This is a genomic window from Weizmannia sp. FSL W8-0401 (assembly GCF_038009125.1).
In the GTDB taxonomy this organism is placed as follows: domain Bacteria; phylum Bacillota; class Bacilli; order Bacillales; family Bacillaceae_C; genus Weizmannia; species Weizmannia coagulans.
The window spans coordinates 1664263-1685021 of sequence record NZ_JBBPAG010000001.1; the positions used below are offsets into that span (position 1 = coordinate 1664263).

The 20759-nt window shown below is 48.5% G+C and carries 20 protein-coding genes and 1 other RNA gene; 4 read left to right on the top strand and 17 right to left on the bottom strand.

Features of this window, described 5'->3' with window-relative positions; translation table 11 throughout:
* Positions 1-109: 109 nt before the first annotated feature.
* The 6 genes from rnpB to NSU00_RS07995 form a co-directional block, all read right to left on the bottom strand.
* An RNA gene (gene rnpB / locus NSU00_RS07970) (RNase P RNA component class B) lies at positions 110-500 on the bottom strand.
* A 183-nt stretch (positions 501-683) separates the two neighbouring features.
* Positions 684-986, bottom strand: coding sequence for a cell division regulator GpsB (gene gpsB, locus NSU00_RS07975; protein ID WP_019720918.1), 303 nt, complete (start codon positions 984-986; stop codon positions 684-686).
* A gap of 79 nt (positions 987-1065) precedes the next feature.
* Entirely contained in the window at positions 1066-1617 is a 552-nt protein-coding gene (locus NSU00_RS07980) for a DUF1273 domain-containing protein (protein ID WP_013859463.1), read from the bottom strand.
* A gap of 65 nt (positions 1618-1682) precedes the next feature.
* A complete protein-coding gene (locus tag NSU00_RS07985) occupies positions 1683-1934 on the bottom strand; it encodes a CotD family spore coat protein (RefSeq protein ID WP_017553027.1) in 252 nt (83 codons plus the stop codon).
* Positions 1935-2282: 348 nt separating this feature from the next.
* Entirely contained in the window at positions 2283-3581 is a 1299-nt protein-coding gene (locus tag NSU00_RS07990) for a ribonuclease H-like domain-containing protein (RefSeq protein WP_195850370.1), read from the bottom strand.
* Positions 3562-5817, bottom strand: a complete 2256-nt coding sequence (locus NSU00_RS07995; RefSeq protein WP_445684501.1) for a DEAD/DEAH box helicase — start codon at positions 5815-5817, stop codon at positions 3562-3564. The genes NSU00_RS07990 and NSU00_RS07995 overlap by 20 nt, the downstream gene beginning before the upstream one ends.
* Positions 5818-6012: 195 nt before the next feature.
* Between NSU00_RS07995 and NSU00_RS08000 the strand changes: the two genes are divergently transcribed.
* Positions 6013-6456 (top strand): Hsp20/alpha crystallin family protein, encoded by a 444-nt coding sequence (locus NSU00_RS08000; RefSeq protein WP_061566806.1) that lies wholly within the window; start codon positions 6013-6015, stop codon positions 6454-6456.
* Positions 6457-6519: 63 nt separating this feature from the next.
* On the opposite strand, the gene NSU00_RS08005 is transcribed toward NSU00_RS08000, so the two are convergent.
* The 3 genes from NSU00_RS08005 to NSU00_RS08015 form a co-directional block, all read right to left on the bottom strand.
* Positions 6520-7014, bottom strand: coding sequence for a YppG family protein (locus NSU00_RS08005; RefSeq protein ID WP_340703580.1), 495 nt, complete (start codon positions 7012-7014; stop codon positions 6520-6522).
* A gap of 71 nt (positions 7015-7085) precedes the next feature.
* Positions 7086-7448: a YppE family protein gene (locus NSU00_RS08010; RefSeq protein WP_340703581.1), complete on the bottom strand. Its 363-nt coding sequence runs from the start codon at positions 7446-7448 to the stop codon at positions 7086-7088.
* A gap of 66 nt (positions 7449-7514) precedes the next feature.
* Complete coding sequence (locus NSU00_RS08015) at positions 7515-7754, bottom strand: hypothetical protein (protein WP_328197548.1); 240 nt, start codon at positions 7752-7754, stop codon at positions 7515-7517.
* A gap of 263 nt (positions 7755-8017) precedes the next feature.
* Between NSU00_RS08015 and NSU00_RS08020 the strand changes: the two genes are divergently transcribed.
* The 3 genes from NSU00_RS08020 to NSU00_RS08030 all read left to right on the top strand — a co-directional run bounded on the left by NSU00_RS08020 (position 8018) and on the right by NSU00_RS08030 (position 11721).
* Positions 8018-8128: a hypothetical protein gene (locus tag NSU00_RS08020; protein WP_017553035.1), complete on the top strand. Its 111-nt coding sequence runs from the start codon at positions 8018-8020 to the stop codon at positions 8126-8128.
* A 180-nt stretch (positions 8129-8308) separates the two neighbouring features.
* A complete protein-coding gene (gene recU, locus NSU00_RS08025) occupies positions 8309-8914 on the top strand; it encodes a Holliday junction resolvase RecU (protein ID WP_013859472.1) in 606 nt (201 codons plus the stop codon).
* A gap of 92 nt (positions 8915-9006) precedes the next feature.
* Complete coding sequence (locus NSU00_RS08030; RefSeq protein ID WP_340703582.1) at positions 9007-11721, top strand: PBP1A family penicillin-binding protein; 2715 nt, start codon at positions 9007-9009, stop codon at positions 11719-11721.
* 87 nt (positions 11722-11808) lie between these two features.
* On the opposite strand, the gene nth is transcribed toward NSU00_RS08030, so the two are convergent.
* The 8 genes from nth to panC all read right to left on the bottom strand — a co-directional run bounded on the left by nth (position 11809) and on the right by panC (position 20747).
* Positions 11809-12468 carry an endonuclease III gene (gene nth, locus NSU00_RS08035; protein ID WP_340703583.1) on the bottom strand — a complete coding sequence of 220 codons (660 nt, stop codon included), beginning with the start codon at positions 12466-12468 and terminating at the stop codon, positions 11809-11811.
* 48 nt (positions 12469-12516) lie between these two features.
* Positions 12517-13212, bottom strand: coding sequence for a DnaD domain-containing protein (locus NSU00_RS08040; protein WP_340703584.1), 696 nt, complete (start codon positions 13210-13212; stop codon positions 12517-12519).
* 108 nt (positions 13213-13320) lie between these two features.
* Positions 13321-14613, bottom strand: coding sequence for an asparagine--tRNA ligase (gene asnS, locus NSU00_RS08045; protein ID WP_061574525.1), 1293 nt, complete (start codon positions 14611-14613; stop codon positions 13321-13323).
* A gap of 95 nt (positions 14614-14708) precedes the next feature.
* Complete coding sequence (locus tag NSU00_RS08050) at positions 14709-15896, bottom strand: pyridoxal phosphate-dependent aminotransferase (protein ID WP_340703585.1); 1188 nt, start codon at positions 15894-15896, stop codon at positions 14709-14711.
* A gap of 22 nt (positions 15897-15918) precedes the next feature.
* Entirely contained in the window at positions 15919-16371 is a 453-nt protein-coding gene (locus NSU00_RS08055; RefSeq protein ID WP_207368230.1) for a cell wall elongation regulator TseB-like domain-containing protein, read from the bottom strand.
* A gap of 192 nt (positions 16372-16563) precedes the next feature.
* Positions 16564-19356, bottom strand: coding sequence for an ATP-dependent DNA helicase DinG (dinG, locus tag NSU00_RS08060; protein ID WP_340703586.1), 2793 nt, complete (start codon positions 19354-19356; stop codon positions 16564-16566).
* A 136-nt stretch (positions 19357-19492) separates the two neighbouring features.
* Positions 19493-19876 carry an aspartate 1-decarboxylase gene (panD, locus tag NSU00_RS08065; RefSeq protein ID WP_014098184.1) on the bottom strand — a complete coding sequence of 128 codons (384 nt, stop codon included), beginning with the start codon at positions 19874-19876 and terminating at the stop codon, positions 19493-19495.
* A 25-nt stretch (positions 19877-19901) separates the two neighbouring features.
* Positions 19902-20747 (bottom strand): pantoate--beta-alanine ligase, encoded by an 846-nt coding sequence (gene panC, locus NSU00_RS08070; RefSeq protein ID WP_340703921.1) that lies wholly within the window; start codon positions 20745-20747, stop codon positions 19902-19904.
* Between the last annotated feature and the right edge of the window lie 12 nt (positions 20748-20759).

The window sequence follows — 20759 nt, forward strand, 5'->3', positions numbered from 1 at the left end:
TACCGGATAACCCCGTTTTAAAAAATTATGTATAAAAAAGGCCGGGCGCCTGCTGTATATCTAAATACCGCAGCGCCGGCCCGATTCTTTCGATTCAGCCAGAATAACGTTCTGTAAGCCATGTTCTGTACCTTTGTACTGCAAACGATGTGGCGTCATCTCGTACGAAGGCGGTAATCATCTATCTACAAGCAATACGCTTGTCTCTTTCCTCGTTCATTTCCTCAGAAAGAGTGCCTCTACCATGATTTGAGTTGCTCGCTTGCGGGGTTTACCTCGTTCCACCTTTACGGTTTCCCGTAAAGCTCCGTCACTGTGGCACTTTCAAGGGTACTCCGCCATTGCCTGAAGGTTTAGGCGTTTTCCCTGCCGTCAGCCTTGAACCAAGGCTGCCCTGGCTTATGAATTCGCCAGGCACAAACACTACGGGCATCTCAGCACCGTGCGAGCATGGACTTTCCTCAACAGCCGTTTCCAGGCTGCAGCGATTACCCGAACGTTATTCACAACGCTTATCTATTATATAAAAAGAAACCGGGACTTGCAAGCTGTAATTTTTAACGGTTGTGCCAATTTCTTCCCCCTGTATTGTCATACCGGGTTCGGGCAAGCGATGGTCTGTTTATTTATGCCGCTTCCCCGGGCCCTTTCCGCAGAAAAATTTCACACATTTTTTGAGCTGGCTATTCATTTAATTTGTTGCCGAAAACATGTTTTTCAAGATTGGACAGCCGTTTTAAAATATCGAAATTCGTTGTCCCGGTCATTTGCTGTACAGGCTGCCGTTTTGTCAGTTCTTCCGCCTGCTTTTTGAGCCGGAGGTTTTCCTGCTGGAGCTCCTCAATCGTCTGATTAAACGTTTCATAATCTTTTATGATCAGATCCAGAAATTTGTCTACTTCTTCCTGCCGGTAGCCTCTGACAGCCGTTTTAAACTCTTTTTCCAAAATGTCTTTCGCCGTCAATTTAATTTGATCCGATAACATGTTTGCACCACCTTACATCTCCCAGACATAATTTCATTTTTTCAAAAACCTTTTTATTTGTCAACTGTACCACAGCTGCCTAAAAATCTGTCTGTTCTTCTTCTATTATTGCCTGTAAATCGTAAAAGTCAATGATGCGGATGTCATACGAATGCGATTCGCTGAACTTTTTTGCAGCTTCGAACAAATATTTCGGGGACCCTTCGCGTTCTTCATCATACACAATCATCAGGCAGTCGCTTTTATGTAAGAAAATCCGGTTTTTATTGCGGAACTGCTGCGGGCTTTCGTACGGCCTTTTCGAGATGGCGGCAACAAAATCGGCTTGGGAAAGCACCATTTCGTAGTATTCTTTTTGTTCGTCTTTCCACTTTTCTTCCTGCCCTTCAAAAGGCATTAACACAGCGAGTTTCAGTTCCGGATATTCCGCTTGCAGATCAAAAACGGTTTCAGCGGCCCAAAGTTCGGTGCCCTGCTGCCCGGAAATAAGGACCCATTCGTACCCTTCATCGAGCAATTCCAGCAACCGTCTTCTGATTGCCGTTTGAATATAGCGAATACCCGGGTGGTCCGTCCCGAATATCCCCAGTTCATACGGTTTATAGCCTGTAATGGCGACAACTTTTCCCAATGCTTTACGCTCCTTTTTGTTTTCCTAAAAGCAGGACGGCAAGGATTGCCCTTGCCGTCCATTTGTCAGCAGCACTTCGGCCCGTGCGGCCTGACTGGATCAAAAAAGTTGCAGACCGTTCCCGGATCGGTTTGATTGACATACGATTCCGTGTGCGGAAAGTAGTTTTGCTGATGAAATACATGGTGATTCACATGGGTTGTATGCGTCGGGAAAACATGCGGCACGATGACATCCTGGACGGTGTGCGTAACGCAGCATTTTGTCGGATGCACAACAGCCGGCATGATCCGCGGCGGGCAATGGTGGTGAAACATGTTCCGATCTCCTTTCATCATCAGACGTCTTTTTTCTTACACTACTAACCTATGACCCGGAAAGGAAACATGTACTAATGAAAAAACCCAATTTGCCAATAATTCACGCCCTCATCCCCATTTCGGGAGCAGCCGAAGCCCGGTGCATCGTTTTCTCGGCCTCTTTACATTTCTTTTTAATCAAAACCATTTTAACGGGACTTTTGGTGGGCTGCAATAACAACATACGGAAATCGACAAAGGGCGCGCATTTTTCTCTGATCCAAAAGAAACCGACAAATCCCAACAAAGGGCGTTTCAAAATTCCGGATTCCCCGTCGAATCATGCGCTTGCCCAGGAAATAGCGGTTAAAAACCGGTTCTTTTCCCGGGCATTTCCTTGCTGAAAGAGGATCTCGCCGGGATTTGGGCTTTCCGGTACAGCCGTAAAAGGCGTTTTTCCGTTTCCAAACAGCATTTTTTCCATTTCCCATAACCGAATCTGCCGTACTTTTGATAAATTTCCAGGCCTTTTTCGGCATAGCGGACGGCTTGCAAAAGGTCTTTTTCCTTGTGTTCATACAGTTTGGAGAGCTCAATGCATGCTTCGGCTCTTATCGTATCCGGCGCATTTTCGGCTAATTCCGCCCACAGCATTCCGGCTTTTCTGTATGCTTTTTGTTTTTTATACTGGAAGGCCAGGCGGTGTTTGGCAGCCAGATCATTTTCGCCGGCAGCCGCTTCAAAACGTTTCACCGCGGCATCATCTTCGCCGATATATTCAAACCATTTCCCGACAAGCCGTTTTTCCTTTGCCGTCTGGTCCGGGTCGGCCTCTAGAATTTGAAACGTAAGGTGGGTGTACAAAGAAATGAGCGATAAAATGTCCTCTTCGTTATGGCGGATGACGCCAAGCAGGCCTTCCGGATTTTTGCGCTCAACGAAATCAAAATAAATCATCGGCGCCAGGTATCCCGGAATATCCTCTTCGCGTTCCACTCCTAGAATTTCGCGCTCCACATTCGCTAATTTCACGGACCCGAGTTCATCTTTCCACAGCCTTTTTGCCGCGTGGTACAAATCAAAATGGCCAAATTCAGGTAGACGCGGCACGTGGTCGCGGATCAGCGTATGGCGCGTCTTCACCTGGGGCCAGTCAAACGCCTTCCCGTTATAAGTAACAAGCGCAGTGTAATCGATATTTTCCAGGAAGCTGTAGTAAAGCGGCACTTCAAGCCCCGGCTCCGGAAGAATATGCTGTTTTAAAATGACATTTTCTTCGGTAAAGGAAGCATATCCGAGCAAAAAAATCGTGTTGCCCGCCCCTCCCCCGAGGCCGGTCGTTTCGGTATCGAAAAAAAATAAATCAGACGGGCTGTACCCTTTGGCGGATAAAGGGTGGCGGACCGGCTTTTGCTGCCACAGTTTGATGGCGTCAAAATAGTCGCGAAAAGCATATTTGCCGTGCTTTGTTTCAAGCGGGTAGCGGACTTCACGGATCAGGCAGTAATCGCCATCCAAATCATACAGCGAGACGCCCGCCTTTTCCCACATTTCAAAGAAAGGGACAGAATCGGCCCCGAGTGCTTCCGCCCGTTCGCCAGGCTCCGGCTGGTCCCTCACGATATGGTTTTTCATCCGGTTTAATTTATCTTTTAATCCCGGCATGATGCTTGCCTCCTTTGATCGCCCCGAGCCAGAAATCAAACAGCCGGACGGCGGCCTGTTTTGCGCCCGCGGCAGCCGTTTCCGCGCCTGTACAGGAAGGGCATCCGTCTTCGCAAGGGCAGTTTACAACCATTGCTCTTGCGGATTCCAAAATTTCCCTTGCGCCGCCATAGATTTTTTCACTCAGGCCGATGCCGCCCGGATACCGGTCATATAAAAAGATCGTCGGTTTTTCATCATGGATCGCTTTCACCTGGGGCACAGCCTGGATATCATGGGCATCACACATGGCAAAAAGCGGCGCAATCGACTGGAGTGCGTGCGCAGCGCCGGTAAGCGCGCCTTCCAGCAAATGTTTTGGCACCGCATCTTCCCCCATGGAAAACCAAACGGCATTTGTGTGCAGTTCCATTTCCGGAAGGTGGATCGGCCCCGAGCCAATGTTTTCATGCGTGTTAAATTTAATTTTTTTGAAAATCGTCGGCATCGCCCGGACCATCACATCCCCATAGCCGATTTTTGCATCTTGCAAAACGGTCTCTCGGTCCTGTTCCAGCACTTTCAGCTCCACCGCCAGATTGGCATCCGTGTAATAATCAACAGCGACTTCACGGACAAAGGCTTTTTTCTCTTCCCAGTCCAGCTTTTCAACCTGATACTGCACCGCCTGATGCAAATAAATCGCCTCTTCATGGAGCAATGTCATCGCGCTGAACTGGTCCATTTCACCGATCACGCGCACATCCGGCGAATTGGTCATATCGATAATGACGACATTTTCCTGCGATGCGGAACGAAGGCTGATATTATGGGCCGGAAAAGCATCATTCATCCAGTACCACGCATCACCGCGGCGGTGGAGAATCCGTTCATCCACCAAAAACTCGAGCACGTCCTCGATTTCAACGCCGCCAAACGTTTCCCCTTTTTTAAACGGCAGTTCGTATGCCGCGCATTTGACATGGTCCACTAAAATGACAAGATTATCGGGGTTGATGCGCGCCGTCTCCGGGGACCGGTTGAAAAAGAAGCCCGGATTGCGGATGATGTACTGGTCAAGCGGGCTTGAGCCGGCAACAAGGATGACAAGCGATTCCCCCTGCCTTCTTCCTGCGCGCCCGGCCTGCTGCCAGGCGCTCGCAATCGTGCCCGGATAGCCGGTCATAATACAGACCTGGAGCTGGCCGATATCGACACCGAGCTCGAGGGCGTTCGTGCTGACAATCCCGTATATGTCCCCGTTTCTTAACCCCTGCTCGATTTTCCGCCGCTCGGTTGGAAGGTATCCTCCCCTGTAGCCCATGATCGACTTTTCCCCGAGTTCGTCTTTAACGATTTCCTGCAAGTATTTTAAGATGATTTCGACGCGCACACGGCTTCTTGCAAAAACAATCGTCTGAATTTTGTTTTTCAAAAGTTCCCCTGCAATTTTCCGGACTTCAAGTGTGGCGCTTCTCCGGATGTTCAGCGGCTTGTTCACAAGCGGCGGGTTGTAAAAAAGAAAATGCTTCGTTCCGCTCGGCGCGCCGTTTTGGTCAATCAGTTCCATTTTTTTGCCGGTTAGCTTTTCCGCCAGCTCTTTCGGGTTTTGAATCGTCGCGGACGTGCAAATAAAAACCGGATCGCTCCCGTAATAACGGCAAATCCGCTTTAATCTGCGCAACACATTGGCAACATGGCTGCCGAACACGCCGCGGTATATATGCAGTTCGTCGATCACCACGAATCTTAGATTTTCAAAAAACGACACCCATTTTGTATGGTGGGGCAAAATGGCGGAATGCAGCATATCCGGATTGGTGATGACGATATGGCCGGCTTTGCGCACGCGCTGCCGGATATTTGAAGGCGTATCCCCGTCATATGTATAACTGTTTACAGGTACGCCGGCTTCTTCAATCATTTCGTTTATTTCACTTTTCTGGTCCTGCGCGAGCGCTTTTGTCGGGAACATATAAAGCGCGCGTGCATCCGGGTTTTGAAGGATGGTCTCGAGCACGGGTAGATTATAGCAAAGCGTTTTGCCTGATGCAGTCGGGGTAACGGCCGTAAAATCTTTTCCTGCCATGGCAAGCTGATATGCCTCTGCCTGGTGGGTATACAATGACGAAATCCCTCTTTTTTCCAGCGCCGAAATTACAGCCGGTGTGATGCTGCCAGGAAAAGGCACCGTTACAGCCGGCTTTCCTTCAATCGTATGCCAATGGGCGATCCGCTCCTGGAAAGAACGGTCCATCCGCAATTGCGCCAATATTTCCTGCAAATTCTTTTTTTTGAACAACTTTCCTCACCCCGCTATCTATTATAGCGAATAGACGTTCGTTTTCAAAGCATTCTTTCACATTTCCCGCTTGGTTTTCATATTATACAGTGAAAGAGTCCTGTGCAACCATTTCATTTTCTTCATCATCAACAAGAAAGGAGCCTGCCGATGTCCAATTTATCCGGCCCGGAAGAAAAGTATCCTTTTTACGGGCTGATGCAAGCGATGGACCAATTTTTTCAGGAAAAGCCGGTCAAACATTTTTTTGAGAATCTGGATGAATTTTTTTCTTTTGATACGATTCCGGTACGCCTTGAAGAAAAAGATGAAGCTTATGTATTGAAAGCCAAACTGCCCGGGTATGAAAAAGGCCAGATTGAGATTGAAGTTTATGATCAATATCTCACCATTAGCGCCAGGCATAAGGAAGCCATTTCAAGTTTGGATGAAACGAAAAAAGCTTACGAAAAGAAAAGCGCATTCCACCGGATAAGCCGGACGGTTCCCCTGCCGCCCGCGGTGGACGGGGATCAGATTCAGGCAAAATTTGAAAACGGGCTGCTTGTGATTTTAATGCCGAAAGGAAAGAAAAAAAAGCTGAGGATTGAATAGTATGCCGGGAGCGTCCCGGTTTTTTCCGTTTTTCGCCCTTTTTAAGCAAAACGGCCCGGAAGCCTATTTTGTAAACAGGCCCCCGAGCCCCTTGATCATCGATGACACTTGATTAATCGCATTGATCATCTGTCCGGCAGTATTGACCATTTTATTAAAATCGATGGAGCCGTCCTGGGATTTGAAGGAATTCAAAAAAGATCCCACCATTTGCGGCGGCTTTAGCGGAACAGGCTGATGCGGGTACGGATGGGCGAACCCTGCCGCATCGTGCTGTGTGTTTGGCTTTTCAGCGGCCTCCAGCGGGTTCCCGAACAAATGCATGGCCGCTTCTTCCCCGGCATGCTGGCCACTTTGTCCGTGCATATGCCAGGCATGGCCATACCCGCTCGTTTGCTGGCCGTATGGATACGGCGCCGGGGGGTATCCGAACACATGCGGGGAATGCTGCCCGGGATATGGAAACTGCGGGTAATACGGACCGGCCCCCGGCATTGCAGGATACCGGCCTGTGCTTCTTGTGCGCCTGCTTGCGTAAGGGTCTTGCATAACGCGCATTGCCATCGCCTCCTGCCTGCTTCACCAATAATGTATGTGGCATCCGACAATTGGTGATATGTCCCTATCGATTACGATTTCTCCAATGCTTCCTGCAAGCATTGGAGAATATATTTTACTGACTGGAAATGATCGAGCATCATTTTGCGGCTGGATGACGGGTAAAAAGCACGCACCGCAACCATTTGCAAATTTTCGGCCGTATGTTCAAGCTGGGATGGAAAAAGATGCGCCGGCCTCCGGGCTTCCACCCATGCTTTTGCAGCCGGGAGCCACCTGTCAATGGCATCCTGCAACGTATCGCAAAAAGGCTTGACTTCGCTGAAAAAATCCTTTTCCTCCCCTGTTTCCTTTACTTCCTGGTACAGGTCATAAAGCTCATGCGTGTACGCAATCAGCTGCTGGTTTAACGCTTGTAATTGTCCGTCTTCCATTTTTGTTCACCTTTCTAACCGGATATTCTCCCTTTGCCGGGTTCTTCACGGGAGACTTCTTTCATTTTAGGAAGTTTTTTTGTTTTCATCAATCCGCAAGCTTTCCGCCCTGTATGTTTTTCTGAATGCTTCCGCCCTTTTTTCCAAATGGTCCAGCCTCATTTCTGCTTTTTTTAAACGGTACCACTGCTTTATAGACTGCTTTCTTGCTTCCTTCTCCGCCTTATGCCGGATCCCTGTCCCGATGTTTTCCAGCGCCTGTTCCATTTTTTCCAGCCCGTTTAAAAATGCGGCTTTCGGTATCATTTGTTTTCCCCCCTGAATTTCAACATGCCTATTCATTCTCTGCCAGGCGGCCCGGTCCCTTCATGTCTGACAAAACTAGAAGCAATTCGGCAAAGAAAACGGGTTTCTTCATTTTGTGTTTCCTTTCGACAGCATGTCTCCATTTCGAGCACATTTTTTCTGGCTGCGTCAACTTTCGTGCCGGCATGTATGCAAAAGGCGGAACTGCAAACAATAAATATGCCGGAAAATCCGGTGACACCAATTTCAGGAGGCGGATTTCCATGAAAACGAATGATAACAAAGCGCAACAACAAAAAAAAGCACAGGAACAAAAAGGGTCTTTGGCGAAAGGAGATAAGAAGCTGAACGGCCCTGACCGCCCTTCCACCTAATGAAAGCAAAAAGCAAGGAAACATTTCCTTGCTTTTTGTTTTGCCTGTTTTTAGCGAAAAAAGCCGGGCAGGCCGGTTCCTTGTCCCCCGCCGGTGCAAAGGGGCCGAAAGACTGTTTTTTTATTACATATTCTTTGTCTGTTCTGCTATGATATAATTTAGCTTATGAGGTGAGGGAACATGGAATTGCGTTATCCAAACGGAAAAAGGTATAAAGGGGAAAAAAACAAAGCCGGACGGAAAAATGCGAACCAAATTTTATACGGCAACCGGGGGATGACACTGGAAGAGGATCTGAATGAAACCAATGCTTATTATTTGCAGGAAGGCATTGCCGTTATCCATAAAAAACCGACCCCGATCCAGATTGTCCAGGTTGATTACCAGTCACGGAGCACAGCCGTCATTAAAGAAGCCTATTTTAAACAGCCGTCCACAACCGATTACAATGGGGTGATGAACGGTAAATATATAGACTTTGAAGCAAAGGAAACGCAAAACCATACTTCTTTTCCGCTTCATAACTTCCATGAGCATCAAATCACCCATATGAAACAGGTGGTAGCGCAAGGCGGGATTTGCTTTGTCATTCTCCGTTTTGCGAAGGGAGAAGAAATTTTTTTGCTGGAATCCCGCCATTTATTTTTTTATTGGGATAGAATGCTTGCCGGAGGGAGAAAATCGATAAAAAAAGAAGAAATTGAAGCAAACGGGCATCCTATACCGGTCGGATACCGGCCGAGAATTGATTACATCGCCATTTTAAAGCAATTGTATGCTTTATAGTTGTTGCCCGGCCGGATGATTGACGGATCCGGCAACAATATGTTTTGAATCTAAATCGGCTTTTTCAGGTTTAGAAGAAAGGAATGCTGAGCATGGCAGAAAAATACCAATCCCGCGAAGAACGCCGGAAACAAATGCAGGCAAATCAACATAAAAAGAAAAGGAAAAAACCGAAAAACAAATTTTTAACATTTATAAAGCGGCTCATTCTCGTCTGCTTTATTCTCGGGCTAGCCGGGGTCATTGCGGGCATCAGCACTTTTGCGTATTACGCAAGCAGCTCCCCGAAACTGACGAAGAAGCAGTTATCCGACCCGATTCCATCGGTGATCAAGGATAAAAGCAACAAAACAGTCGCAACGCTCGGGGCACAGAACCGGAAATATATCGATTATGAAGAGCTTCCAAAGCAGATGGAAAACGCGATTCTTTCGACGGAAGATGCACGGTTCTACCAGCATCACGGGATCGACCCGATACGGCTCGGGGGCGCGGTGGTTGCAAACTTTACCAAAGGTTTCGGGTCCGAGGGGGCCAGCACCCTGACGCAGCAGGTCGTTTCCATGGCGCTGAACAATAAAAACGAAAAAACATTAAAGCGGAAAGCCCAGGAAGCATGGCTTGCGATTCAGCTTGAGCGGAAATACACAAAACATGAGATCCTTGAAATGTATGTCAATAAAGTCTATATGTCAGACGGTGTTTTCGGCTTTGAGACAGCTGCTGAACATTATTATGGCAAATCTTTAAGCAAATTATCACTGCCGGAAATTGCCGTGCTGGCCGGCATGCCGCAAAGCCCGAATAATTATAATCCGTTTGACCATCCGGATCTGACAAAGAAAAGAAGAGATATTGTCCTTTATATGATGTACAAAAACCACAAAATAACAAAGGATGAAATGGAAAAAGCGCAGGCCGCCCCGGTTTCGGCCGGGCTGGTGAAAGAAAAAGAGCGGAATACTAACGCGAACAAATATCCTGCTTTTGTCAATGAAGTGATTAAGGAAGTGCAGAGACTCGGGAACTATAATGTATATGCCGACGGTTTAACCATTTATACAACCCTGGATTCTTCCGCACAGCAATATACGGAAAAGATCTTAAACACCAATTCGATCATCAATTATCCGGATAAAAAAATGCAGGCCGGCATTGCCCTGATCGATACGAAAACAGGCGAAATCCGTGCGCTCGGCGGCGGGCGCAATATGAAACTTGACCGTGGCTTCAACTATGCCGTTGATACGAAGCGTTCGCCAGGATCAACAATCAAACCGATTCTTGACTACGGGCCGGCGATTGAATACTTGCACTGGTCAACCGGGCACCGATTGAACGATGTGGCAACCACTTATTCAGACGGAACGCCGATTAATGACTGGGATAACCGGTTCCTTGGCAAGATGAGCATGCGCAAGGCACTGTATTTATCACGGAATATTCCTGCCTATGAAACATATAAAGAAGTCGGCAAGGAAAGGGCCATCCGTTTTGCAAAAAAACTCGGCCTTAATTTAAACAGCAAAGACATCGTTGAATCTTCATCCATCGGCGGAGGGGTGCAAGTTTCACCGCTGCAGATGGCTTCCGCTTACGCCGCATTCGGCAATGAAGGCATATACAACAAGCCGCATGCCATCCGAAAAATTGTCCTGCGCGACGGCGTCACGGAAATCAAACCGCATGTCCAGTCCAAAATCGCCATGAGCGACTATACGGCTTATATGATCACGGACGTGCTGAAGGATGTGCTGACAAAGGGCACCGGGATAACCGCCCATATTCCGGGATTGCCTGCCGCCGGTAAAACAGGCACCACGAATTTTGATAAAAACGATCTGGCAAAATACGGGATTCTGAGTTCGTCCGTACAGGATTCCTGGTTTGCAGGCTACACGACAAGATATTCGTTAGCAGTATGGACCGGCTACGAAAGTGAGAAAGGCAAAAAATACGGCGTCACAAGGCCGTATCAAACGGTTGCGCAGCAAATTTACCGCCACTTGATGCGTTATGTATCGGAAGGAAAAGAGACCCCTGACTTTACGATGCCGAAAAGTGTCGTCAGAATAGGCAGCGAATTGTATATCCGCGGTCATATCGATACGGCGATTGATAAAAAATCCGTCACCCAGGATGCGCCGGCAAATGTTCACGCAGCGTATGATGCAGACAGCAATAAAATTACGGTAACCTGGGATTATAAAGGGTCAGATGCGACCTTTAACGTATCCGGTACAATAAACGGCAGCGCGGCGTCATTCGGTTCGACTTCAGGAAAATCGATCACCGTCGCAAATCCGAAAGCGGGCGCAACGTATGTCTTCAATGTCACCGCCACGGTAAATGGCGTGAAAAGCAAAGCGGCATCCACGAGTGTAACGGTTCCGGGGGGCAGCACGGACACGAAGGCGGATGATAACCAAAACAAGCAACCGGAAGACAATGCCCAAAAACAACCGGATGCAAACAATAACCCCGGTACTGACACCAATCAGTCCGGCGAAAACAAAGACAACACCGGCTCAGACAAGGGAACAAACAGCGGAAATTCAAACGGAACCGGCTCGGAAAACAGCGGAAACGGCAGCAAAGATAACAACAACAGTCCGGGAAACAGTTCAGGCACTGGCACTTCAAGCGGAAACGGCAGCCCGGCAAACAACGGAACAGGCACGAATGGAAACGGAAGCAGCGGTTCAAACGAAACCAAGGGAACCAATACGAACGGCGGGAACAATTCTAATAAAGGCGACAACAGTTCGGGCAGCACGCCCGCAAATAAAGATACCGGTTCTGAATAAAAAAGCACGTGATTGATCGCTTCCTGTGCTCCCGCCGGTTCGCACCAAAAAAGCATGGAGAATCAGTTCTCCATGCTTTTTGTATTGTTATTTCTTGTTCTCTTTCCATTTCATCCGTTTCTTTCCTTCCCTGCACAGGTCAAGAAGCGGGCAGATTTCACATTGCGGGCGCTGGGCCTTACAATGGTAGCGGCCGAAGAAGATCATCCGGTGGTGCGTGATCGACCATTCCTCTTTCGGCACTTTTTTCATTAAGGTTTGTTCCACTTCCAATACACTGTCTTTGTAGCGGCAAAAGCCGAGCCGTTTGCTAACTCTCTCTACATGGGTATCGACAGCAATGGCCGGAATGCCAAAAGCAACCGACAGGACAACGTTTGCCGTTTTTCTGCCGACGCCGGGCAGTTTCATCAGTTCTTCCCGCGTTTGCGGCACTTCCCGCCCGTATTCCTCGATGAGCATCCGGCAAAGTTTTTGGATGTTTTTTGCTTTGTTGCGGTAAAGCCCGATCGACCGGATGTCCTGCTGCAGTTCTTCAAGCGGCACGGCAATATAGTCATCCGGGGATTTATACTTTTGAAACAGATTTTTTGTCACTTTATTGACGAGCGCATCGGTGCACTGGGCGGATAATGTTACCGCGATCAGCAGCTCAAAAGGATTTGAATGATTCAATTCACAGCGGGCATCCGGAAACATTTCCCCCATTGTCTCAAGGCAATGCCGGATTTGTTGTTTTGTCAGCATCTCTCAAACTCCCGTAACTAGTTTACATAAAATTATTATCGTCACCTTTTATTGTTCAAGCCAGTTATAAAACGGCACCGGATTGGTCGTTTTCGGTTTTTCTGCTTGCGGTTTTGACGATTTGCGGAAATTCCTTCCATATTCGCGTGCTTCATCCACCGTCCGGATACCGTTCTTTTTCCATTCAAACAAAATGCGGTCTATGTAGCGGAAATTCAGTTTGCCGGAGATAACGGCTTCACGCAGGGCAGCTTTAATCAAATCAGAGGATTGCCCGTCCTGGTCAATCCACATCGCCAATGTTTCGCATTCGAGCGGCGACAGCGGCCTGCCAAACTCCTGTTCAAACGTGGTGTATAAATCGGTTTCTTCATTTACGCTTTTTTCAAGCTCGTCCTGTTTTTTCTCATAGATAAATTCATCGGCGAGTTTCGCCCACAGCGGCATGATCGAATATTTTTCATACAGGATGCCGCCTTCCCCTTCCCCTTCTTCAATGGACAAAAACTGATGCTGGATTAGACGCCGCAAAATCGAAACGCACATACTTTCCGGAATGGTAAGCCTGCCTGCCAGATCTTCAGGCGTCGGAAACGCATTTCCCTCTTTTAAAAAAGAATAAACTTGCAGCAAAAGCACAAGTTCCGTTTCATTCAGGCCAAGCTGTTTGTATTTTTTCAATAAGAGCTGGGGGACGGTCAATACCCCTTCTTCCCACCAGGCAAGCAAAAGATCTTTATCCATGTCGGACACCTCAATGTAAGTATAGCAGTTTAAAAACGGCAAGGAAATTGAAAAAACCATCTGAAAAGAAAAACGGCTGCACACCGTTATTGCAGCCGTTTTTTTCAATTACGGATAGATCCGGTTCAAAAGCCTCGGGAACGGGATCGTTTCGCGCACATGCTCAACGCCCGAAATCCAGGCAACCGTCCGCTCAAGGCCCAGCCCGAAGCCGGAATGCGGAACAGAACCGTATTTTCGTAAATCAAGATACCATTTGTACGCCTCTTCCGACAGATTGAAATCTTTGATCCGTTTCAGCAACAAATCATAGTCATTGATCCGCTCGCTGCCGCCGATGATTTCTCCGTACCCTTCTGGCGCAATCAAATCGGCGCACAGCACGACTTCCGGGCGCTTAGCATCCGGCTGCATGTAAAACGGTTTAATTGCAGCCGGATAATGCGTAATGAACACCGGCTTGTCGAAACTTTCGGCAATTGCGGTTTCATGCGGCGCGCCAAAATCTTCGCCCCACTTGATATCCTCAAATCCTTTTTCATGGAGCAATTCAATGGCGTCATCATACGTAATCCGCGGAAACGGCGCCGACACTTGCTCAAGCTTTGAAGTATCGCGGCCAAGCCGGTGCAGGTCGAGTTTGCAGTTTTCCAAAACGGACCGGACGATATAGGAAACATACTGTTCCTGCACTTTCAGGCTGTCTTCATGTTCATAAAAAGCCATTTCCGGCTCGATCATCCAAAACTCGATCAAATGGCGGCGCGTTTTCGATTTTTCAGCGCGGAACGTCGGGCCGAAAGAGAATACTTTTCCGAATGCCATCGCTGCCGCTTCCATGTAAAGCTGCCCGCTTTGCGAAAGATAGGCTTCTTCATCAAAGTACTTCGTATGGAACAGCTCGGTCGTCCCTTCCGGCGCACTGCCGGTTAAAATCGGCGGGTCGATTTTCGTAAACCCGTTCATATTGAAAAATTCATACGTCGCCCGGATGATTTCGTTCCGGATTTTCATGACAGCGTGCTGGCGGCGGGAACGGAGCCATAAATGCCTGTGGTCCATTAAAAATTCGGTCCCGTGCGCTTTTGGTGTGATCGGGTAATCTACGGCTTCATGGATGATCTGAATACCGGCCACCTGGAGCTCGTAGCCGAACGGGGAGCGGGCATCTTCCCGGACTGTTCCGGTAACGTAAAAAGAAGTTTCCTGGCTCATCGATTTTGCCGTTTGAAAGACCTCTTCCCCGGCTTCGTTCTTTACGACCACGCCTTGTATAAAGCCTGTCCCGTCACGCAGCTCGAGAAAGGCAATTTTGCCGCTTGAACGTTTATTGTTCAGCCAGACCCCGATCGTCACTTCCTCCCCGATATGCTGGTGTACTTCTGAAATGGTGATTTTCACGGTATTTCCCTCCAAAACAATTTCCGGCTTGTCTCCCATATGTACCGGAATCCATTATACTAAACAAAGGCGGAAAAAGGAAACAAGCCAAAGGTTCATGCTTTTTTCCGTGTTTCCACGAACTGTTTGATCCGCTTAAGCGCTTCTTCAAGATTTTCCAAAGAAGTGGCATAAGAAAGCCGGATATTGTTTTCCGTGCCGAAACCTGAACCCGGGACAACGGCAACGCGCGCTTCCTCGAGCAAAGCCTCCACAAATGCGTCAACCGATTGAAAACCGGTCAGCTTTGCGGCTTCCTTCACATTCGGAAATAAATAAAAAGCGCCTTGCGGTTTGATGCAGGTAATCCCGTCAATTTCAACCAGCCGGTTAAAAACTGCATTGAGCCGTGCCTCGAAAGCCTGGCGCATCTCTTCCACGGCACGCTGGTCCCCGCTGTATGCGGCGAGTGCCGCGAACTGGGAAGGCGTTGCCGGATTGGAAGTCGAATGGCTGGCAAGATTTGTCATCGCTTTAATGATTTCCCTGTTCCCGGCCGCATAGCCGATCCGCCAGCCGGTCATGGAATGGGATTTTGAGACGCCGTTAATGATCACCGTCTGTGCTTTCAGTTCCGGTGAAATGGTGGCGATCGAGACATGCCGGCTGCCGCCGTACACCAATTTTTCGTAAATTTCGTCCGACACGATCAAAATATCGTGTTTCAGGCAGACTTCGCCGAGTTTTTCAAGTTCTTCCCTTGTATACATCATGCCGGTCGGATTGCCGGGAGAGTTGAGTACAAACGCTTTTGTCCGTGGTGATACGGCTTTTTCCAGCTGCTCCGGCGTTATTTTATACTGGTTTTCTTCTTTGCCTTCTACAAAGACCGGGACGCCTTCCGCAAGCTTTACCTGCTCGGGATAGCTTACCCAGTAAGGAGACGGGATGATCACTTCATCGCCCTGGTCGAGCAGCACCTGAAACAATGTATACAAGGCGTGTTTTGCCCCGTTGGTAATGATGATTTCATTTGCTTTAAAGCGAAGCCCTTGGTCTTTTTGGAACTTTTCAATGACGGCCTCTTTCAGCGATGCCATTCCGCCAGCCGGGGTATACTTCGTCTGGCCGTCCAGCATCGACTGATACGCGGCTTCGATAATCTCCCTCGGTGTATTAAAATCGGGTTCACCTGCGCCAAGGCCGATCACATCGATGCCTTGCGCCTTCATTGCTTTTGCCTTTGCCGTAATCGCCAACGTGGATGACGGCGTTAATGCACTTACCCTTGATGCCAGTTTCATACGATTCACCTCTCCAAACGGATCAATTGGATTTTTTTAAAAAAGGAACCTCATCATAGCCGAGGCTGTTTCCTTTTATATAAGCAACTTCCCAAATGGGAACCTGGCTTTCCATGCCGAGCCGCACAGATAAAATTTTATCCGGCTGCCTTTTTTGCACCACTTGTTTCACTGCATCCTGTTTTGAGATGCCGGTATTCAAGTCTAGGACGGTCACACGTTTCGGTTTCTTTTCAGGGATCCAAATCGCTTTTTTCTTCCCGCCTTTGCCTTTCCCCACGACAACATAATAGGTGCTCTTGCCATTGTAAAGATAAAATGCATCGGCAGCCCGGATGCCGGCTTTGCTTTTGGCAACAGCGGCCGCTTTGTTGTATGCTTCATGATACGGTTTCCGTGCTTTCCAATAAGTCTCTGCCGCAAATCCGGCTATCACGATGACCAAAATGCAAATTGAGATCAGTGCTTTTTTCATTCCGAACCCTCATTTTCCATGGCGTAAATCCTTTTAAGCAGATATTGTCATTCATATCAGTTCCCATGCAGGCCATCCTAAGCTTAGAATCATTTCCTTCATCATTATACAGCAAAAATGAATGAAAAAATGATGCATTTGATCATTTTTCCGGTCCACCCTGTTTTGTGCTGCATTGTCGCAGCACTTTTTTTACAGCCAGCTTTCAATGGCCTCAAGCGTCCCGTTCAGATCCAGGTGCCTGATGCGGACCGGCGGCAGCGATTTTATGAACGCCGGCCCGTATGTGGCCGTTTCAATCCTCCGGTCCAGGACAAGAAAAATGCCGCGGTCATGGCGCGTCCGGATAAGCCTGCCAAACCCTTGTTTGAACCTGAGCACGGCTTCGGGCAACGCATAAGCGGAAAACGGATTTTTCCCTTTTGCCCTGAAATAATCGGACTTTGCTTCTATAACCGGCTCATCCGGGGGCAAAAACGGGAGGCGGGCCATCACGAGGCAGGAAAGGTCATCGCCAGGGATGTCAACCCCTTCCCAAAAACTGCTTAAACCGAGAAGGATCGCTTTGTCAAATTTTTGAAAGCTTTTCGTTAACCTCGACCGGCTGCCGCTTGATATGCCCTGGGCGATGAGCATATAATCTTCAAGCATTCCGCTTTCTTTCATCAGGTGGTACACCTTTTTCAACAAATCAAAGGATGTAAATAAAATCATCATCCTGCCCTTTGTGGCCTCCGCAACGGCAAGCAGATAACCTGCCATTTTTTCCGCAAAGTCTTCCATACTGGCGGATCCGATATCAGGAAGGTCGTTCGGGATAATAAACTGCACCTGCCTGTCAAAGCGGAAAGGCGACGGAATGCGGACCGTTTTTGTGGTGTGCGAAAGCCCCGTCTCGCCCAGAAAATAGCGGAAGCTTCCGCCAACGGTCAATGTCGCGGAAGTAAGCACGACACTCTTTTTTTGCGAAAAAAAAGCTTTTTGCAACGTTTCTCCGGCATGCACCGGCTGGCAATAGATGACAAGGCTGTTCGGGAGGGCGCGCAAATCTCCTTCCACCCAGACGACATTTTCATCCCCGCCGTTTTGGCCGGCGAAAACGGCCAGGTTCTCGCGCAAAAGGCGCCAATCTTCCAAAAAGCTGTACATTTCTTCGATAAAAGCGAGTGTCTGTTCTTTCATCTGTTTTTCGGAAAGCAACTGCGAAAGCCTTTCTTCCAATGCCTGCGAAATCTCTTTCATGGACGCCCTGACCCGTTCCGTACAGAGCAGGACCGCCTGCCATGCTTTTTGTTTCCAGTTTTCTTTTTTAATTCTTAATTTGATTTTCTGGTAACCGTTTGTTTCCCGCTTCGCGCGCATCACTTTTTGGGCGAGCATGCCGAATAAATCATCGAGCTCGGCATCAAGCCCCTGCAGGATTGCATCACATTCAAACGCGTGCAGTCTGGCTTTTAGCCCGTATTTTTCCATCATTTTTTCCAATTTGTAAAACAGCTGTTTTTGCTCATACAGGCCGAGCCTTGCCATCATATATTTCATTTGGTTGTAACTTGCGCGTTTCCCGATCGTTTCCCGGGCCGCTTGTTCAAGGCGGTGGGCTTCATCAATGATGACGTATTGAAATCCGTCAAACACCGACTGGTCCCTTTCAAGTTCCGCGCACAGCATCGCATGGTTCGTGATGGCGATGTCAGCAGAGGCTGCGCAGGCTTTGGCGTGAAGATAAAAATCCCGCGATTTCCACGGATCTTTTTTATCCGTATGCCAGCCGTCCTGTTTAATCCGCTGCCAAAAATGTTTTCCGCCGCCGGATAAATGAAGCTCGTCAAGATCGCCGCTTTCTGTTCCTGTAAGCCAGACCAGGATTTGCATTTTGGCAAATACGGCGTCGTACTGCCGGTCCGGTTCTTTTAACGACTGTTCAAACTTAAACAAATGCAGGTAATGGCTTCTCCCCTTTAGCAACACGGTCCTGACCGGGGTTTTCAGCATCTGTTCAAGCCTTTTGATTTCCTTATTTAAAAGCTGGTGCTCAAGCGCAACCGTATACGTGCTGATTAACACCGGTTTTTGTTCCGAAATCGCTTGGAAAGCGGCCGGCACAAGATAGGCAAGGGATTTGCCGATGCCCGTGCCTGCTTCCAATGCGACATGCTCCTCAGCAGAAAAAGCTTCCCGGACATGGTCCATCATTTCAAATTGGGCGGGGCGCGCCTCCATCCCGGTACCTGAAGCCGCAAACCAGGATTCTTTTTCAGCCGCATCCTGCGGATAACGGCCAATCTCGCGCGGGCCGTCATCCGCAGGCAGGCTTTTCCGTTTTAATGCGATGCCCCGGTATACTTCCATATCCGGCGGCAAATGCTCGATATACCGCCGTTTCTCTTCCAGTATATCCTCAAAAATGCCGGCAAGGTCGCTTTTCAAGGAATAAGAAAGCGGCACGAGTTGTTCAAGTGTGACGACAGGAAGGGACGCACACTTTTCCATGCAGGCAAGAAGCAGCTTTGCCGTAACAAAAGCATCACTGTCCGCCCGGTGCGGCCGTTCATGATAAAGGGACAAAGAATCGGCCAGATCCCCCAGTTTATAACTGTTTAAAGTTGGAAATGCAATTCTCGAAAATTCAACGGTGTCAAGGCTCGGCCCGCGAAACGGCGGAAACCCCGCAGCCTTTAATTCCTGCTGCAAAAACGGTAGGTCAAACAGCACATTGTGGGCGACAAATATGCTGCCTTCCAAAATTTCCATGATGCGCGGGGCGATCTCCGAAAATACCGGTGCTTCTTCAAGCATGCCGTTATCGATCCCGGTCAATTCCGAAATAAACGGCGGTACCGGCTTTTCGGGATTGACGAAGCTTGTAAATTGCGTTTTGATCTCCCGGCCTTCAACCACAACAGCGGAAAACTGGATGATGCGATCGCCTTTTTTTGCTGAATTTCCTGTTGTTTCAAGATCTACGACTACATAGCGCTGCATAACATCACCTGACTAAAAATAATTGCCCCGTTTCTTCCATATTGTACTATTTTAACATAAAATCGATCATTCGCCACAACCAGGCTGCAGAAATTGAAAAACCGCCCTGCCCGAAAAAGCAGGTGCGGTTTTCCCCCTACAGAATCGTGGAAGCCGGTTCTTCCGATAACATTTTTTCAATCCGGTTTTTTGCATCAAGCAGAACAATTTTCGGATGGTGGTTTTTCATTTCTTCTTCCGTCAAAAGGGCGTACGAAATGATAATCACAATGTCACCGGGTTGTGCAAGCCGGGCGGCCGCGCCGTTCAGGCAGATGACACCGGATCCCCTTTCACCCGGGATAATGTACGTTTCAAATCGCGCCCCGTTGTAATTGTTCACAATTTGCACTTTCTCATTGGGCGCCATTCCCGCAGCATCCAGCAAATCGGCATCAATCGTGATGCTTCCGACATAGTTTAAATTCGCTTCCGTTACGGTTGCCCGGTGGATTTTTCCGTTCATCACAGTCCGTAGCAAAGCAATCCCTCCCTATTCTTGTTGTTTATCCTGCAAAAATGATATTGTCGATGAGCCGCGCTTTTTCAAATTGGACGGCGACTGCGAGGATACAGCGCCCATGTATGGACTGGACCGGTTCGAGTTCAGGATAAGAATACAATTCCACGTAATCGATTTTCCCGGACAGATGCGCGGAAAGATGCGCTTTCACAAGGGAAATCACTTTTTCCGGGTTTCTCTCTCCCTGTTCAACCGCTTTGTTTGCCAATTGCAAACTTTTGTATATTTCGGGCGCTTCTTTCCGCTCCGCCTCCGATAAATAGACGTTTCTCGAACTTTTTGCAAGGCCGTCCGGTTCGCGCACAATCGGGCACGGGACAATGTCAACCGGAAAATCCAGATCGCGGACAAGATTTTCAACAACGGCCGCCTGCTGGGCATCTTTCAGCCCGAAATAAGCGCGGTCCGGCTGGACGAGGTGAAACAGTTTTGAAAGGGCTACCGCCACGCCGTCAAAATGGCCCGGCCGCTTTCTTCCGCAAAGGACATCCGTCCCCTTTGTCACTTTTATTTGAACCGATAAAGCGCGCGGATACATTTCTTTAACAGACGGGATAAACAATACATCAACGCCGGCTGCTTCCGCTTTATGCCGGTCCCCTTCCGCATCGCGCGGATACCGGTCGAAATCTTCATTTGGCCCGAACTGGAGCGGGTTTACAAAAATGCTCATGATGACAATATCGTTTTCTTTTCTTGCCTGCTTTGCCAAGGCGAGATGGCCTTCATGCAAATAGCCCATCGTCGGGACAAACCCGATCGACTTGCCTTCTTTTTTATACCGGGATACAAGCGTCCGGATTTCCCGCTTCGTTTCTGCAACGCTCATCGCCTGTGCGGT

Coding starts and splice junctions, on each gene's coding strand:
- gpsB (WP_019720918.1), bottom strand. CDS start 986: ATGTTATCGGATCAAATTAAATTGACGGCGAAAGACATTTTGGAAAAA.
- NSU00_RS07985 (WP_017553027.1), bottom strand. CDS start 1,934: ATGTTTCACCACCATTGCCCGCCGCGGATCATGCCGGCTGTTGTGCAT.
- NSU00_RS07990 (WP_195850370.1), bottom strand. CDS start 3,581: ATGCCGGGATTAAAAGATAAATTAAACCGGATGAAAAACCATATCGTG.
- NSU00_RS07995 (WP_445684501.1), bottom strand. CDS start 5,817: ATGGACCGTTCTTTCCAGGAGCGGATCGCCCATTGGCATACGATTGAA.
- NSU00_RS08000 (WP_061566806.1), top strand. CDS start 6,013: ATGTCCAATTTATCCGGCCCGGAAGAAAAGTATCCTTTTTACGGGCTG.
- NSU00_RS08005 (WP_340703580.1), bottom strand. CDS start 7,014: ATGCGCGTTATGCAAGACCCTTACGCAAGCAGGCGCACAAGAAGCACA.
- NSU00_RS08010 (WP_340703581.1), bottom strand. CDS start 7,448: ATGGAAGACGGACAATTACAAGCGTTAAACCAGCAGCTGATTGCGTAC.
- NSU00_RS08015 (WP_328197548.1), bottom strand. CDS start 7,754: ATGATACCGAAAGCCGCATTTTTAAACGGGCTGGAAAAAATGGAACAG.
- NSU00_RS08020 (WP_017553035.1), top strand. CDS start 8,018: ATGAAAACGAATGATAACAAAGCGCAACAACAAAAAAAAGCACAGGAA.
- recU (WP_013859472.1), top strand. CDS start 8,309: ATGGAATTGCGTTATCCAAACGGAAAAAGGTATAAAGGGGAAAAAAAC.
- NSU00_RS08030 (WP_340703582.1), top strand. CDS start 9,007: ATGGCAGAAAAATACCAATCCCGCGAAGAACGCCGGAAACAAATGCAG.
- nth (WP_340703583.1), bottom strand. CDS start 12,468: ATGCTGACAAAACAACAAATCCGGCATTGCCTTGAGACAATGGGGGAA.
- NSU00_RS08040 (WP_340703584.1), bottom strand. CDS start 13,212: ATGGATAAAGATCTTTTGCTTGCCTGGTGGGAAGAAGGGGTATTGACC.
- NSU00_RS08050 (WP_340703585.1), bottom strand. CDS start 15,896: ATGAAACTGGCATCAAGGGTAAGTGCATTAACGCCGTCATCCACGTTG.
- NSU00_RS08055 (WP_207368230.1), bottom strand. CDS start 16,371: ATGAAAAAAGCACTGATCTCAATTTGCATTTTGGTCATCGTGATAGCC.
- dinG (WP_340703586.1), bottom strand. CDS start 19,356: ATGCAGCGCTATGTAGTCGTAGATCTTGAAACAACAGGAAATTCAGCA.
- panC (WP_340703921.1), bottom strand. CDS start 20,747: ATGAGCGTTGCAGAAACGAAGCGGGAAATCCGGACGCTTGTATCCCGG.